Source organism: Streptomyces sp. NPDC094147 (assembly GCF_044764265.1).
GTDB lineage: Bacteria > Actinomycetota > Actinomycetes > Streptomycetales > Streptomycetaceae > Streptomyces.
Map to the genome: position 1 here is coordinate 235,010 of NZ_JBIWHT010000005.1, position 16,102 is coordinate 251,111.

Annotated in this window: 11 protein-coding genes; 2 read left to right on the forward strand and 9 right to left on the reverse strand. The window is 69.5% G+C overall.

The window, feature by feature from the left end; translation table 11 throughout:
• Position 1: 1 nt before the first annotated feature.
• A complete protein-coding gene (locus ACIQ8J_RS11570) occupies positions 2-607 on the reverse strand; it encodes a YdbC family protein (RefSeq protein ID WP_403270654.1) in 606 nt (201 codons plus the stop codon).
• An 88-nt stretch (positions 608-695) separates the two neighbouring features.
• On the reverse strand, positions 696-1,541 hold the full coding sequence (locus tag ACIQ8J_RS11575; RefSeq protein ID WP_403270651.1) for an arylamine N-acetyltransferase: 846 nt from the start codon (positions 1,539-1,541) through the stop codon (positions 696-698).
• A 277-nt stretch (positions 1,542-1,818) separates the two neighbouring features.
• On the opposite strand from ACIQ8J_RS11575, the gene ACIQ8J_RS11580 reads away from it, so the two are divergent.
• Positions 1,819-2,349: a TerD family protein gene (locus ACIQ8J_RS11580; RefSeq protein ID WP_403270649.1), complete on the forward strand. Its 531-nt coding sequence runs from the start codon at positions 1,819-1,821 to the stop codon at positions 2,347-2,349.
• Positions 2,350-2,488: 139 nt separating this feature from the next.
• Here ACIQ8J_RS11580 and ACIQ8J_RS11585 read toward each other — a convergent pair whose 3' ends face one another.
• Together ACIQ8J_RS11585 and nrdR are read right to left on the reverse strand one after the other, a co-directional pair.
• On the reverse strand, positions 2,489-5,383 hold the full coding sequence (locus tag ACIQ8J_RS11585; protein WP_403270647.1) for a vitamin B12-dependent ribonucleotide reductase: 2,895 nt from the start codon (positions 5,381-5,383) through the stop codon (positions 2,489-2,491).
• Between the two features lie 152 nt (positions 5,384-5,535).
• Positions 5,536-6,057, reverse strand: coding sequence for a transcriptional regulator NrdR (nrdR, locus tag ACIQ8J_RS11590; protein WP_114040936.1), 522 nt, complete (start codon positions 6,055-6,057; stop codon positions 5,536-5,538).
• A 554-nt stretch (positions 6,058-6,611) separates the two neighbouring features.
• Between nrdR and lexA the strand changes: the two genes are divergently transcribed.
• Positions 6,612-7,403: a transcriptional repressor LexA gene (lexA, locus tag ACIQ8J_RS11595; protein ID WP_403270645.1), complete on the forward strand. Its 792-nt coding sequence runs from the start codon at positions 6,612-6,614 to the stop codon at positions 7,401-7,403.
• A gap of 144 nt (positions 7,404-7,547) precedes the next feature.
• Here lexA and ACIQ8J_RS11600 read toward each other — a convergent pair whose 3' ends face one another.
• The 5 genes from ACIQ8J_RS11600 to ACIQ8J_RS11620 are packed head-to-tail and all read right to left on the reverse strand — an operon-like array spanning position 7,548 to position 15,870.
• A complete protein-coding gene (locus tag ACIQ8J_RS11600) occupies positions 7,548-9,518 on the reverse strand; it encodes an ATP-dependent DNA helicase (protein ID WP_403270642.1) in 1,971 nt (656 codons plus the stop codon).
• 37 nt (positions 9,519-9,555) lie between these two features.
• Positions 9,556-11,553: an IucA/IucC family protein gene (locus tag ACIQ8J_RS11605; RefSeq protein ID WP_403270639.1), complete on the reverse strand. Its 1,998-nt coding sequence runs from the start codon at positions 11,551-11,553 to the stop codon at positions 9,556-9,558.
• Positions 11,554-11,613: 60 nt separating this feature from the next.
• A complete protein-coding gene (locus ACIQ8J_RS11610) occupies positions 11,614-12,519 on the reverse strand; it encodes a GNAT family N-acetyltransferase (RefSeq protein ID WP_403270636.1) in 906 nt (301 codons plus the stop codon).
• A gap of 32 nt (positions 12,520-12,551) precedes the next feature.
• Positions 12,552-14,435 carry an IucA/IucC family protein gene (locus tag ACIQ8J_RS11615; protein ID WP_403270633.1) on the reverse strand — a complete coding sequence of 628 codons (1,884 nt, stop codon included), beginning with the start codon at positions 14,433-14,435 and terminating at the stop codon, positions 12,552-12,554.
• A 37-nt stretch (positions 14,436-14,472) separates the two neighbouring features.
• Positions 14,473-15,870, reverse strand: coding sequence for a diaminobutyrate--2-oxoglutarate transaminase family protein (locus ACIQ8J_RS11620; protein ID WP_403270630.1), 1,398 nt, complete (start codon positions 15,868-15,870; stop codon positions 14,473-14,475).
• Positions 15,871-16,102: the final 232 nt, after the last annotated feature.

Consider the following 16,102-nt stretch of genomic DNA (forward strand, 5'->3'; position numbering starts at 1 on the left):
TTCAGACCGTCCAGTCCCCGTCGAGTTGGACGACATCGCCAGTCAGCGCCGCCACATCGGTCTCGGTCTGCGCCCGCAGCGAGAGCCGCTCGACCCGCTCGGCCCGGTACTTGCCGTGCTCGGCCGCCGACTGCCACATGGACAGCACCAGGAACTCATGGCCGGGCGCCTCGGCGAACACCCCGCGCAGCATGCCCGGCGACCCGGCCATCGCGGGGTTCCAGACCTTCTCCTGCATCAGCGCGAAGTGGTCGACCCGTTCCTCGTGCACTTTGCAGTGAGCAACGCGGACCACGTCCGCGTCGGTGAAGCGCGGCTCGAAGCCGGTCTTCACGTCGAAGCGATGGTCGAAGAGCTTCACTTCGATGTCCTTGTATGTGCCGGACTGCGCGGCGGCGAGCCGGTCGTGCGCCCGCGCCATAAAGGAGTCGTAGAACGCCCGGCTCTCCCAGAAAGCGAAGACATGCGCCACATCCGGCCGCCTCCGACTCCAGCCGCCACTCTGCCCCCGGAAACCGGGCTCGCCCAGTAACCCCGCCCATTTCCGCTGCCCGCGCTCAAAACCGCGGCGGTCCACCACGGTGCAGCGAATCCACTTGACCAGCACCGCGCCATCGTACGGCGGGAATCCACGCCCCGGTCATGCTCCGGCGGACTACTTCCGCAGCAATATGTCCCACCGCCCGAAACCCAGTTCAATGCCGAACGCGGGGTCGAGAATCCCGCTCATGCAACCCGCCCCCCAATGCGCCCAGTTGTACGAGGTCCTGCTGCTCCATCACGATAGCGAAGACCTCTGACAACACCCGTCCGAGCTCGTCCGCTGGCACTCTGCGCCGCTCCACCGTTCCGTCCGTACGCACCGTGGTCAACTCGTCCCTGACCAGGGCCCGCCGCGCTCCGGGTGAGGTCCGCTGCGCCACGATCTGGCCCACGAAACGGGACTGGGGGTGCGAGGAACTGTAGTGGTTCATCATCGTGAAGTCGGCCGGATAGACGGTCTGCGGGGCGAAGGCATAGAGGTCGACCCATCCCTCGGGCCGCAATGACCGCAGCACATGAGTTCCGTCGCCTTCGGTACGCACCCCGAAGGTCCAGCCGCCCTGCTCCACCACCGCGCCGTCCTTCAGCGGCACCGGTTCGAGCGGTCCCTGATTCCCGAACCCCGTGTCGCAGAGCCACGGTTCACCGTCGACCGTGGCCACCAGCAGCGCATGGGTCACCGGCAGCGGCGTTCCGCTTGTCCGGACGCGGGCACCACGCCCGCCGAACTCGAACCCGAGCCGCTCCAGTACGGCGGCGAACAGCGAGTTCTGCTCGTAGCAGTAGCCTCCGCGCGCCTGCCCAACAAGCTTGCCCAGCAGGCTCTTCACGTCCAGCGGCACGGGCCGGCCGAGGGCCACGTCCAGATTCTCGAATGGGATCGCCGCCACGTGCGCCCGGTGCAGCGCCCGCAGAGTTCGCAGCGTGGGCTCGGTGTCACCGCCGTAGCCGATCCGCTCGAAGTACGCTTCCAGGTCGGCGTCTTGACCGTTCCACATCGTGATCCCCCGAAGGCCCCGGGGACCCTGTCGGCCCCCACCCCGCACAATGATCACCGCGCCCGGCGCCGCACACCAAACCATTCCTCGAACGGCTTCACAACAGCGGGCGCGTACCCCGACAGCCCGAGCACCGCCGACGGCCGCCTCAAGTCAGCTGCGTGTCAGGGGAGTTACGTGGCGCAGTACGCCATCGGCCGACCGCCGGATTCCTCCTGGAGCGTGACAGCATGGGAAGCACGCGGGGGCGGCAGGGCGGACTCGGGGAGGGGTTTGGATGGGCGGCATCAGCAAAGGGCTCGGAATGGTCGAGGTGGCACTCCGATGGGATCCCAGCCCGCTCGGCTCACCCGCCCACGACCTCGACGTGGTCGCGGGGGTCTATCCGACGCTCGCCCCGTACGGACCGCCCGACTATGTGGTGTCCTTCGGCAGCCGCTCCCCCGACGGCACCATTGACCTCAACCGGGACAGTCAGACCGGCCAGGGCCTCGGCTACGACGAGGTCATGACCCTGGACCTCGCCCGGGTGCCGGCGGAGCACACGCGCGTGGTGGTCGGCGTGGTCATCCAACAGCGGGCGGGGCGCCGCGTCTTCGGTGATGTGGCCAACCCGGGGGTCCGTCTCCGTGACGGATACGTCGAACTGTCGAACCACGACTTCCGAGAGGTCGCCGACGCCAAGGCCGCAACGGTGGCGGAGTTCAGTCGAGGCGAGTCCGGCGCCTGGGAATTCCGGGAGAACATCCACGGATTCGACCTTGACCCGGATGCCTTCATCGCCGCTATGGGTGCCGCGACCGCCTGACGCCTGGGACGGCCCTGTTCTTGGCGCGTCACGGGCACGACTAAGGGGACCGGCGCTTGCCGATCCCCTTAGTGCACTGCTGCTCAGCTAAACATGCGCGCTACGCCGGACGATCCGTCCCGCGCGATTCCGCTCAGTATCAGCTGCAACCGCTGGTGGAGCCGCAGCCCTCGCAGATGTAGCAGGAGCCGGCCCGCTGCATCTTCGTACCGCAGGAGAAGCAGAGCGGCGCGTCGGCGCTGATGCCGAGCTGCATCTCCACGAGCTCCGCCGAGGTGTGCGCGACCTTGGGGGCTTCGACCGGGAGCGGCTTCGGGGCGGCGACAGCCTTCAGAATCTCCGTCTGGCGCGGCGCGGACTGCGCCAGCCCCTCGACGTCCATCTCGTCGTCCTCAAGGGTCGGCTCGTACGAACCGGTCTCCAGGTGACGCTGACGCTCCTCGGCGGAGTGGATGCCGAGTGCCGAGCGGGTCTCGAACGGCAGGAAGTCCAGCGCCAGGCGGCGGAAGATGTAGTCGACGATCGACTGCGCCATCCGCACGTCCGGGTCGTCCGTCATGCCGGCCGGCTCGAAGCGCATGTTAGTGAACTTCGAGACGTACGTCTCCAGCGGCACGCCGTACTGGAGGCCGACGGAGACGGCGATGGAGAAGGCGTCCATCATGCCCGCGAGGGTCGAGCCCTGCTTCGACATCTTCAGGAAGACCTCGCCCAGACCGTCGTCCGGGTAGGAGTTGGCGGTCATGTAGCCCTCGGCGCCACCGACGGTGAAGGAGGTGGTGATCCCCGGGCGGCCCTTCGGGAGGCGCTTGCGGACCGGGCGGTACTCGACGACCTTCTCGACCGCGGTACGGATGGTGTCCTCGGCCTTGGCGGTGACCGCCTCCTTCTCCTTCTCCTTGGTCTTGGCGGAGAGGGGCTGGCCGACCTTGCAGTTGTCGCGGTAGATGGCGAGCGCCTTGACGCCCATCTTCCACGCCTCGAAGTAGACCTCTTCGACGTCCTCGACCGTGGCGGTCTCGGGCAGGTTGACCGTCTTGGAGAGCGCGCCCGAGATCCACGGCTGGATGGCCGCCATCATGCGGACGTGGCCCATCGCGGAGATGGAACGCTCACCCATGGCGCAGTCGAAGACCTCGTAGTGCTCGGTCTTCAGGCCGGGGGCGTCGATGACGTTCCCGTGCTCGGCGATGTGGGCGACGATCGCCTCGATCGCCTCCTCCTGGTAGCCGAGGCGGCGCAGCGCCTGCGGCACCGTGCCGTTGACGATCTGCATCGAGCCGCCGCCGACCAGCTTCTTGAACTTGACCAGGGCGAGGTCGGGCTCCAGGCCGGTGGTGTCGCAGGACATCGCGAGACCAATGGTGCCGGTGGGCGCGATGACCGAAGCCTGCGCGTTGCGGAAACCGTTCTTCGCGCCGAGGTGGATGACGTCCTGCCAGGCCTCCGTGGCGGCGGCCCAGATCGGGTTGTCCAGGTCGTCCACGTGGACGGCCGCGGCGTTGGCGTCGGCGTGCTGCTTCATGACGCGCTGGTGCGGCTCGGCGTTGCGGGCGTAACCGTCGTACGGGCCGACGACCGCGGCGAGCTCCGCGGAGCGCTTGTACGAGGTGCCCGTCATCAGGGAGGTGATGGCGCCGGCGAGGGCGCGGCCGCCGTCCGAGTCGTAGGCGTGGCCCGTGGCCATCAGCAGGGCGCCGAGGTTGGCGTAGCCGATGCCCAGCTGGCGGTAGGCGCGGGTGTTCTCGCCGATCTTCTGGGTCGGGAAGTCCGCGAAGCAGATGGAGATGTCCATCGCGGTGATGACGAGCTCGACGACCTTGGCGAAGCGCTCCACCTCGAAGGACTGGCGGCCCTTGCCGTCGTCCTTGAGGAACTTCATCAGGTTCAGGGAAGCGAGGTTGCAGGACGTGTTGTCCAGGTGCATGTACTCGCTGCACGGGTTCGAGCCGTTGATGCGGCCGGACTCGGGGCAGGTGTGCCAGTGGTTGATGGTGTCGTCGTACTGGATGCCGGGGTCCGCACAGGCCCAGGCGGCCTCGGCCATCTTGCGGAAGAGGGACTTGGCGTCGACCTCTTCGATGACGTCGCCGGTCATGCGGGCGCGCAGACCGAACTTGCCGCCGGTCTCGACGGCCTTCATGAACTCGTCGTTCACGCGGACCGAGTTGTTGGCGTTCTGGTACTGGACGGACGTGATGTCGTCGCCGCCCAGGTCCATGTCGAAGCCCGCGTCGCGCAGCGCGCGGATCTTCTCCTCTTCCTTCACCTTGGTCTCGATGAAGTTCTCGATGTCGGGGTGGTCGACGTCGAGGATGACCATCTTGGCCGCGCGGCGCGTGGCGCCACCGGACTTGATGGTTCCGGCGGAGGCGTCGGCACCGCGCATGAAGGAGACCGGACCGGAGGCGTTGCCGCCGGAGGACAGGAGCTCCTTGGAGGAGCGGATGCGGGAGAGGTTCAGGCCGGCGCCGGAGCCGCCCTTGAAGATCATGCCCTCTTCCTTGTACCAGTCGAGGATCGACTCCATGGAGTCGTCGACGGCCAGGATGAAGCAGGCGGAGACCTGCTGCGGCTGGGGCGTGCCGACGTTGAACCACACCGGCGAGTTGAAGCTGAAGATCTGGTGCAGGAGTGCGTACGCCAGCTCGTGCTCGAAGATCTCGGCGTCGGCGGGCGAGGCGAAGTAGCTGTAGTCCTCACCGGCCTTGCGGTACGTCTTGACGATCCGGTCGATGAGCTGCTTGAGGCCGGTCTCGCGCTGCGGGGTGCCGACGGCCCCGCGGAAGTACTTGCTGGTGACGATGTTGACCGCGTTCACCGACCAGAAGTCGGGGAACTCGACGCCACGCTGCTCGAAGTTGATCGAGCCGTCGCGCCAATTGGTCATGACGACGTCACGGCGCTCCCAGGCCACCTCGTCGTACGGATGCACGCCGGGGGTGGTGTGGATGCGCTCGATACGCAGACCCTTGGTGGCCTTGGATCCCTTGGCTCGGGAACCTCGTGCCGGGCCGCTCGCCGTCTCTGTCATTGCCGCCTCCCATACGCGGGCAAAAACGCCCAAAAGTGCCTGAATGTTCCCAAGGCACGGTGTTTGTCTGGTGCCACGGGCGCAGCAGAAGCACCCCTGACAGGTCCTGGATTGCCGCCGATCGGCGACCGCGGGCCGGTCCGGCCCTTCGGTCAGTCGGCAGCGGTGGCGGGCACGGGGACCTCGGGGGTCGCGCCGGCCACGCACTCGTCTGATTGGCCTGCTGGAGGCCGCCGCTCGCGGAGTTCCACGATGGCGGCCTCGAAGTCTTCGAGCGTGTCGAAAGCTCGGTAAACGGACGCGAAGCGCAGGTACGCGACGAGGTCGAGCTCCTGCAACGGGCCGAGTATGGCGAGACCCACGTCGTGGGTGGTCAGCTCGGCGCTGCCGGTGGCGCGCACCGCCTCTTCGACCCGCTGGCCGAGCTTGGCGAGGGCGTCCTCGGTGACGGGCCGCCCCTGGCATGCCTTGCGGACGCCGGAGATGACCTTGGTGCGGCTGAAGGGCTCGGTCACGCCCGATCGCTTGATCACCATCAGTGAGGCCGTCTCCACCGTCGTGAAGCGGCGGGAGCAGTCGGGGCACTGACGGCGCCGGCGGATCGACGTTCCGTCGTCGGTCGTACGACTGTCGACGACCCGGCTGTCAGGGTGCCTGCAGAAGGGGCAGTGCATGGTTCCCAACCCTCCTTCACAGCACGACTGAATAGCCTCGCAGGGCCGGAAATCCGCCCGCGAAGCGACCACAAGCATAGGCGATGGCCAGGGTCTTGATGGACCATGGACCACAACTTCTGGGCAGCTGCACCAATCCAACCACTAGATCTAGGGTTTCGCCGCCTGGCACGCCCTACCGCGTGTCGCTGGATCCCGACTGCGGCCCGGCCCGTTCCGGCCGCCCACGAGATTACGGGAAGCGCGTGGCAGCCGTGGATTGAGGGGGTGCCGGATGACAGACTGTGCGTCGCCGCACCGCCGCCGCAAGCGACTCGCGGCAGCCACCGGAAAGGCCCTTTGGGGGGGTCGCAAAGCGTCGGCCCCGGCGGTGAAGGGTACCGTAATGGCCCGAATTGCCGTTCGACGGGCCCCCGGTCGGGACTCGCACATACACCCACCCGCACGGCCACGTAATGCGTTCTGTATTTTTTCACTCGAACGTGTGTTTGGCGCAACCTTTCGAAAGCAACTACCGTTGTCCAGCTAGGGAGACCATTTCGAGAGGGGCCGACGTGACCACCACCGCAGACAGTGCCACCATCACTGCCCAGGACCGCTCCCAGACCCGACTTGAGCCGGTGCATGCCATGAATGACGCAGTCACGAACTCGGGGGCGGACGCCGCGCGGCCTGCCCGTTCCCTGCCCGGCCGACCTCCAGGGATCAGGGCGGACAGCTCCGGGCTCACCGACCGGCAGCGGCGGGTCATCGAAGTCATCCGGGACTCCGTGCAGCGGCGTGGCTACCCGCCGTCGATGCGGGAGATCGGTCAGGCCGTCGGCCTCTCCAGCACCTCGTCCGTCGCCCACCAGCTGATGGCTCTGGAGCGCAAGGGCTTCCTGCGCCGCGACCCGCACCGGCCGCGCGCGTACGAGGTCCGCGGCTCCGACCAGCCGAGCAGCCAGCCTACCGACACCACCGGCAAGCCCGCCGCCTCGTATGTGCCACTGGTGGGCCGGATCGCGGCCGGTGGCCCGATCCTCGCCGAGGAATCGGTCGAGGACGTCTTCCCTCTCCCCCGCCAGCTGGTCGGCGACGGTGAACTGTTCGTCCTCAAGGTCGTCGGCGACTCGATGATCGAAGCCGCTATCTGCGACGGGGACTGGGTCACGGTGCGCCGCCAGCCCGTCGCCGAGAACGGTGACATCGTCGCCGCGATGCTGGACGGCGAGGCCACGGTCAAGCGTTTCAAGCGCGAGGACAACCACATCTGGCTGCTTCCGCACAACGCCGCCTACCAGCCGATCCCCGGCGACGAAGCGACCATTCTGGGCAAGGTCGTGGCGGTGCTCCGGCGGGTCTGAACACCGCCGGCCCTGACCAGGCCCCGGGACCTCCTGCGCCGGTCCCGGGGTCCTGTTGTGTCAGCAAGCCCGCATCGGCCGGTGCCCCGCCCGCTCGTCGGCTTGTGCACCGGAGGCGGGACCAGCCCTAGTTGCCGTCGGCGTCTACTTGCCGTCGGCCTTGGCCGCCGCGTCGATCGCAGCGAGCGAGCGACGCGCCTGGTTACGGTCCGTGGTGTACCAGAAGTCCGGCAGCGAGGCCCGCAGGTAGCTGCCGTAGCGGGCATTGGCCAGCCGCGGATCGAGCACCGCGACCACGCCCCGGTCCCCGGTCGCCCGTACGAGACGGCCCGCGCCCTGAGCCATGAGCAGCGCGGCGTGGGTGGCCGCCACCGCCATGAAGCCATTGCCGCCGCCCTGCTCCACCGCCTTCTGGCGGGCGCTCATCAGCGGGTCGTCGGGGCGCGGGAACGGAATCCGGTCCATGATCACCAGCTGGCAGCTCGGTCCGGGCACATCCACCCCCTGCCAGAGGGACAGCGTGCCGAACAGGCAGGTCTTCGGGTCGGCGGCGAACGACTTGATCAACTCGCCCAGCGTCTCCTCGCCCTGGAGCAGGATCGGATGGTCCAGCCGACCACGCAGTTCCTCGGCGGCCGCCTGGGCGGCCCGCATCGAGGAGAACAGGCCGAGGGTGCGGCCGCCGGCCGCCTCGACCAGTTCGGCCAGCTCATCCATCATGTCGCCGCGCGAGCCCTCGCGGCCCGGCGTGGCCAGGTGCTTCGCGACGTAGAGGATGCCCTGCTTGGGGTAGTCGAAGGGCGAGCCGACGTCGAGGCCCTTCCACTGCGGCACATCCTCGCCACCGGTGCCCTCCGGGGCGAGACCGAGCGAGGCGCCCACCCCGTTGAAGTCGCCGCCCAGCTTGAGGGTGGCCGAGGTCAGGACGACTGAGCGGTCCGCGAAGAGCTTCTCCCTGAGCAGACCGGACACGGAGAGCGGGGCCACCCGCAACGAGGCGCCGAAGCGGTCGTGGCGCTCGTACCAGACGACGTCGTACTCGGAGCCGTTGGTGATGCGCTCCGCCACGTTGTGCACGTTCTCCACCATGGCGAGGGCCTGCTTGCGCACGGCGTCCTCGTCCTGGACGGACTTGTCGCGAGTGGATCCGATCGCCGAGATCACCGTACGGGCGGCATCACGCAGCGCCATCAGCGCATAGCCGAGGTCCTCCGGGATCTCCTCCAGGCGGCCGGGCAGGGCGAGCTCCATGAGCCGCTCGAAGCCTTCGGCGGCGGTCTGGAGCTGATCGGCCGCCTTCTCGTTGACCAGCTTGGCGCTGCGCCGCACGGCCCGGTTGACCTGGCCGGGGGTGAGCTCACCGGTGGCGACACCGGTGACCCGCGAGACCAGCTCATGGGCCTCGTCGACGATCAGTACCTCGTGCTGCGGAAGCACCGGGGCGCCCTCGATCGCGTCGATGGCCAGCAGCGCGTGGTTGGTGACGACGACGTCGGAGAGCTTCGCGCGCTCGCGGGCCATCTCGGCGAAGCACTCCGCCCCGTACGCGCACTTCGTCGCGCCCAGACACTCGCGCGAGGACACCGAGACCTGGCCCCACGCCTTGTCCGAGACGCCTGGGGTGAGGTCGTCGCGGTCGCCGGTCTCGGTCTCGTCCGCCCAGTCCCGCATCCTGAGCAGGTCCTGGCCGAGCTTGCTCGTGGGCGCGGCCGATTCGAACTGGTCGAAGAGCCCCTCGTCCTCGTCCTGCGGAGCGCCCTCGTGGAGGCGGTGCAGACACAAATAGTTGGAGCGGCCCTTCAGCATGGCGAACTGCGGGCGGCGGCGCAGCAGCGGATGCAGCGCGTCCACCGTGCGCGGCAGGTCTCGCTCCACGAGCTGCCGCTGAAGCGCCAGCGTCGCCGTGGCGATCACGACGCGCTCCCCGTGCGCCAGGGCCGGCACCAGATAGCCGAGGGACTTTCCGGTGCCCGTCCCGGCCTGGACCAGCAGGTGGGAGCTGTCGTCGACCGCGTCGGCGACAGCCGTGGCCATGGTGACCTGGCCAGGCCGCTCCACACCGCCGACGGCGGTGACGGCGGCGTGCAGGAGCTCGGGGAGTGAAGGCTTTGTCATAGCCAGACCACCCTAAGGCTCGCCACTGACAATCGGATCACTCCGCCGGGGCGAGGGGGTTCACGACCGAGCCGTGAACCGTGGCGTGCGGCCGCTCGGAGCGGTCCCGGTAGCCGTCGGTGTACAGACGGTTCCGGTTCAGGCAGAGGCGCTCGATCCTGGGAGCGAGGAGGTCGAAGGTTTCGTAGCGGTCCTTGTCGTGGGGGAAGCGCGCCTGATGCCGCAGGATCTCGTCGCGTACGAGTGCCCAGAAGTCGGCCTCGGGGACGCCCAGTTGGTCCTCGCACAACGGAGCCAGAAACCGGAAGACACCCACGAAGAGCCCCGAATGAATGAATTGCGTGAGGAAGGAAGGCGCCTCGGTGAGCAAGATCTTCCGAACGTCTTCCGGCATCGAATCGTGTTCGGGCAGATGCTCGGCGCTCACATTGATGTCGTCCACGAAATCCTTGATCGCGAGACGCACGGGAACGTCCTCGTCGTCGAAGACGACGATGGCGTTCTCGCCGTGCGGCGAGAAGACCGTTCCGTAGCGGTAGAGGAAATGAAGCAGCGGCGGCAACATGGCGCCGAACAGGTGACGCAGCCATACATGGGGCGCGAGGCCTGAGCGGGCGACGAGTTCGGCCGTGAAGGCGCGTCCCTCGGGGTCGGTGTGAAGCAGCGCGGCAAGCGTACGGGCCCGCTCGCCCGGGGCGAGCTTCGGCTGCAACGGCTCACGCCAGATCGCGCCGAGCAACTCCTTGTACTGGTACGGGACTTCGCCGATGTGGTCGTACAGCGGATGCTCGACAGCGATCGAGGCCACCTCGCCGAGCAGGATCACCCGGCATTCGTTCCGCAGGAAGGCGTCCGCCTCGCACAGGCCCTGGACCCAGGCCGTGACGGCGGGGGCGGCGACGGTTCGCTCCGTGGGGAGTCCGCGCCAGACCAGGGTGTTGAGGATGGACAGCGGCAGTTTCACGGTGTGGCGATCGGGCCGCGCGAGGTTGAGGAAGGTGCGGATGGACTGCTGCGGAAGCCTCTCGTCGCCGTCGGTGGAGAGCGGCACGATGGCGTTGTCGGCGACAGCGGGGGCGAAGAGCGGAAGGATCATCTCCGTCCACTGCCAGGGGTGTACGGGCAGATAGAGGTACGAGGCCGGGTCCAGGCCTCTGGCTCGGAGCGCGGCGGCGAACGACTCTCGGACGGGCTCGTCGAGTTCGAGGGCGTAGAGGCGGTCCGGCGTCGCGAGCGCCTCTACGCCGCGGTAGGTCGCGATGTCCCTGCGGACCGCGATCCAGGGCAGTTGAGCCGGAGTGCGGGCTTCCGGGCTCCAGCGTGCGGCGTCGTCTGCGGAGAAGCCGAGCCGGCCCTTGTTGAGCACGAGCCAGGGGTGACCGGTCTGGTGGCCTTCCAGCTCCGCGTAGCCGAGTTCGGCGAGCTGGGCGGAGGGCAGCGCGGCGGCGTGCAGCCGGCTGTCGGCGGACAGCGTGGCGGAGAGTTCCCGTACGACGTGGCCGAAGGTGGCACCGTCGATGCCGAGGGTTCGGCGGGCGAGGGCGAGGAAGCGGATCGGGTCGCCGAAGGGCCGGCCTTCGGGGGCCGTGCGGGGGTGGTCCCTTGCCCCTTGGTCACCAGGCCCCTCGATGCCAGTGGCAGTCTGGTCAGCGGGACCGTCGACGCGTGCGACAGACCCGCGGGCGGTGCCCCCGTCGCTTTGGACGGGTCGGGCGATGAGCCGTACGGAATCGGGGTCCACCAGCCAGCCGCCGTACGCGCCCCGCTTGGCCCGAAAGGTCACCGTGCCGCCATCGTCCAGCACTAACGCGTACTGACCTGCGGTTTTCCCGGTCGGAGCGTCGTTGTCAGTGGCGGGCCCTACCGTTGGTTTCACGATCTCCTCGTACGCGAAGGCACCGATCATCTTCGCGAGGAGGAGACGTCCCGCGCGGTCCCAGGCCTCGCGGTTCAGCTCGGGTGGGGCCAGCAGTCCGGGCGGGGCTGCGGGGTCGAGGGAGCCGTAGGAGTCATGGAGAGAAGGAGGGTTCGGCACGGAGACTCCTCGGGGTGGAACCGATGCGGGGCGGGTGGAGTATGCGGAGCGGCGAGGCGATCACAGCAGGTTCCTGAGCGCGCGGTCGCGGACCATCAGGGCCGCTCGCTTGTCGGGGAGGTCGACTTCCGCATGGAAGCGGAAGCCGGCGCTGAGAAACGCGGAGACGGAGGGGGTGTTGCGCAGATCGGGTTCGGCGATCACACGGGGGCAGTGCGGGCGGTTGTCGATGATCAAGTCGGCGACGGCCCGGAGCAGGGTGGTTCCGACGCCCCGGCCGCGGTCGGCGACTCCGCCGATGAGCAGATGCACGCCGGTGTCGTGCGGCCGGGCCGGGTAGTGACGGGCCAGCGGGTCCAGGTCCGCGCGGTAGATCTCCCAGTAGCTCATGGGAGTTCCACCGAGGACGCCGAGGCAGGGCACGCTGCGGCCGTCGCCGTCCAGCTGGCCGCGCAGATGGGCAGCGGTGACGGACGCGGGTCCGGCCAGGTCCCAGAAGGCGGCCACGGCAGGGTCATTCATCCACTTGGTGAGGAGAGGGAGGTCTCGTTCGAGTCGTACGGGTACGAGGCGGAACACGCCGACCGGCGTGGTGGCCGGTGCCCAGTCGCCGGGGGAATCGAGCAGATCCCGCGCGACGGGGGGGGCGGTGACCCGCCGAGCAGCGCCGCCTCGCAGCAGCCGCACGGCGGTGTCGGGCCCAGGGTGGGCGCTGCCCGCGTGGAGAGGACCCTGGGAGGCGGGATCACCCAGGGGTGCGCAGGTGACTCCCGGCCTGTCGGCGAGGTCGGCCCGAAGAGGTTCGCCCGACCCGTCAGGGGCCGAACCGTCCGATCCGGCAGCCCCGTCACAAAACAGGGTGATGAACTCGTCGGGCAGCTGCAGGTCCAGGGTGTCGTCGGCCGCCTCCCCCGGTTGGGGGGTCGGGCCTGCGCCGGCGTCGGTGCTCGCATCGGTGGGAGGCACGGCGACGCTCCTCTCTCAGCAATTCGTACGGGTCATGTTCCGGGAGTGTGAAGGGGGTTGGTGATGGTGACGTAGACCGACTGGGTGTCGACCGGGCCGACGAGTTCGTCCAGGCCGTGCAGCCGGGTCAGCAGGTTGGCCTTGCAGCGCAGGGTCGGGCTGTCCAGGAGCTGGGCGGGCAGGGGCGAACCGAAGCCGGTGGCCCGGGTGAGGAACTGGCGCAGCGCTGCGAGGAGTACGCGTTCGTCGGCCAGGTGCTGGGCACCGAACGCGCCGATGAGACCGAGGATGTTGTTGATGCCGAGGTAGTAGGCGAAGCGCTCGTCGGTGACGGCGTCGGGGACGAAGGTGTCGCTGGCGGCGCCGATGCCGGGCAGGCGACGGTCGAGGGCGGCTCGGTGGGACTCGCGGAAGTAGTAGCCCTGGTTGTCGCGGTAACGGCCGCCGACGGGCCAGCCGTTGGGGTCGAGCAGGACGAGGGTGTTCTGCTGATGGGCTTCGAGGGCGATGCCGGCGGTGCCGTCCAGCCAGAGCACGGGGCGTACTACTTGGTCGAGGTAGCGCAGGAACCACTCGGCGGAGACGGCGGTGGTGGGCCGGCCGGTCCGGGCGGCGAGTCGGCGCACGATGTCGGCGAGGCGCGAGTGCGTTCCGGTACGGCCCGGCATGGGGCATGGCGCGGTGAGTCCGGCGATACAGACGGCGTCGTCGCCGGGGCCGAAGGGGTTGTGGCGGAACAGCACGTCGAACCCCGGCAGGGGTTCGCCGTCCGGGGTGTCGACGGCGAGCCAGGCCGGGTCGCGGACGATGTCGAAGCGGGGGTGGACGGACTGCCACTCCTCGGCGAGACCGGACCGCAGCAGACGGTGGACCTCCACGCCCCGGTGGAGTTCCTTACGGAGGTTCTCACGACGGGAGTTGGTGATGCGTACACCGAGGGACAGCTTGAGCATGACGTCGGCGCCGGGGCGGTGGACGGTGCGCACGGAGGAGGTGGGATACCAGTCGCCGCCGTGCGGACCCAGGTCGTGCAGGAGCCCGGCATCGAGCAGTTCCGCGACGGCGGGGCGCTGCACGAGGTCGCGGGCCTGCCAGGGGTGCAAGGGCAACGGGGCTGTGTCTGGCGGAAGTTGGAGGTCTGCCGCGAAGCGCTGGGCCAGCTGGGTGGCGGCGATGGTGCGGCCGCTCTCCCTCCAGGCCGAATCGGTGGCGAGGACGGAAGGGGCGACGGCCATCCAGTGCAAGGGGAAGGAGCCATACAACTCGGGCGAATACCGGCGCACTTCGGCCTCGGAGAGACCCTCGCGGCTCTTCGGGGTGGGGTGCAGCGGGTGGCCGAGGAGGAGGGACTGTTCGGCGGTGAGGAAGAGATCGGCTGCTTCGCAGGGGCCGGTGCGGGTGCGCCGGTCGGCGATGAAGCAGGCGGTGCGGCGCACGGAATCGGCGACCCGGCCCACCAGGTCGGCGCCCTCGCTCTGGCCTGCCTCGCGCCCCAGGAGGGCGGCGACCGTGACGGCGTCGGCGGGCGGCGCGCCGTGGCGGCCGCCCTCCAGGGACGGCCTGCCGAACCGGTGCCAGCCGGTGGTCGACCAGTACGGCACGGGCACCAGCAGGGCCGTGCCGCTGGCGGTGAGGGGGATGCGCAGCACCGGGCCGTCGGGCTCGGCGAGGTCGTTCTCCCGTACCCAGCAACGCAGCAGGCTCTCCACGGCGGCCGCTTCCGCGGCGGCCTGCGGATCGGGATCGTCCAGCGGATCGGCGGCGGGGAGTTCGGGATCGTTGGGGGTGGTCGGTCGTTCGTCGTGGATCCCCGCTTTCTGGTGCGGCACCGTCATCGGCTCGGCCACCAGCGGGCCGCAGGGGGCGGTGGGGTGGCCCTCGGCCTTGTGCGCATCGGGTGCGGGAGTGGGATTCACGGAGGTCTTCCTCGGTAGCTCGTGTGGTGATCCAGGGTCAGTGGGACGGTCCGGCCTCGGTCCGTCGGCGCGCGGCGGGCCGCACCTGCGGGGAGCCCGCGGCGGCGGCCAGGGCGTCGGCGAGCCGCTCCAGGACGGCCATGGCCTGTTCATCGGTGAGGGTGAGCGGCGGCAGCAGCCGTACGACACTGGAGTGGCGGCCGCCGAGTTCGACGATGAGCCCGCGCCGCAGGCACTCCTGCTGCACCACGGCGGCCAGCGCGGGCGCGGGGGGCGGAGGATTGCCGGAGCTGAGGTCCTCGCGCTCCGGGTCGACGAGTTCGACGCCGATCATCAGGCCGCGGCCGCGTACCTCGCCGATGCACGGGTGATCGGCGGCGAGTCCTTCCAAGTGGCCGAGCATCCGGGCCCCGAGGACGGCCGCCCGGTCGGCGAGCCGGTTCTCGCGGACGTACGCGAGGGTGGCCGTCCCGGCCGCCATGGCCAGCTGGTTGCCGCGGAACGTGCCGGCGTGCGCGCCCGGTACCCACGCGTCGAGGCCGTCCCGGTACACGATCACGGCCAGCGGCAGCGAGCCGCCGATGGCCTTGGACAGCACCATCACATCGGGCACCACCCCGCTGTGCTCGACGGCCCAGAAGGTGCCGGTGCGCCCGACTCCGGTCTGCACCTCGTCGGCGATCAACGGGATGGAGCGGCTCTCGGTGATCTCGCGCATCCGGCGCATCCAGGCGTCGGGCGCCGGGATCACCCCGCCCTCCCCCTGCACCGGTTCGAGGATCATCCCGGCCGGTGCCAGGACACCGCCCTTGGGGTCGTCGAGCAGGTTCTCGGTCCAGCGGGCGGCGAGTTCGGCCCCGCGCTCGCCGCCGATTCCGTACGGGCAGCGGTAGTTCTGCGGATAGGGCAGCCGGGTCACCCGGACGTCCGGGGCGCCGCCGGAGACGGCGAGGGCGCCGGCCGTCATGCCGTGGTAGGCGCCCGCGAAGGCGAGCATTCCGGTGCGCCCGGTGGCGGTTCGGACCAGTTTCAGGGCGGCTTCCACCGCGTCCGTGCCGGCCGGTCCGCAGAACTGGATGCGCCCGTTCTCGGCGAGTTCGCGCGGCAGGGTGGCGAACAGCTCCGTGGTGAAGGCGTCCTTGACGGGCGTCGCGAGATCGAGGATGTGCAGCGGCGCCCCCGAGTCGAGGACCTTGCGGATCGCTTCGAGGACCACGGGATGGTTGTGCCCGAGCGCCAACGTCCCCGCTCCGGAGAGGCAGTCGAGATAGCGCCGCCCGTCCGCGCCCTCGATCGTCAGCCCGCGCGCCCGCACCGGCACGATGGGCAGCGAGCGGGCATACGTCCGGGCCGCCGACTCCCGGAGGGACTGCCGTCGCAGGATTCCCTCATGGCCGGCGGGCAGTGCCGTCGGAGCTGGTTCGGTCACGGCCACGACTACTGGTCCTCCCGCTGTGACGGTTCCGTATCGCGTCCGTTGCGCGGTGCGTACGCCCACGCTGAACGCTGTCCTGATGTCCCCCGTACGTACCAACGACGCCGCCATCGGAGGATCACGGCCTGACCGGAAGTTCCTTGCCTCCGGGCAAGGTTCGCCTTACCGGGGCGGCCGGACGATCCCGGCGGGACGGAACTGCGGCCCTGCCGGATACCGTCCCCTCCGGCAC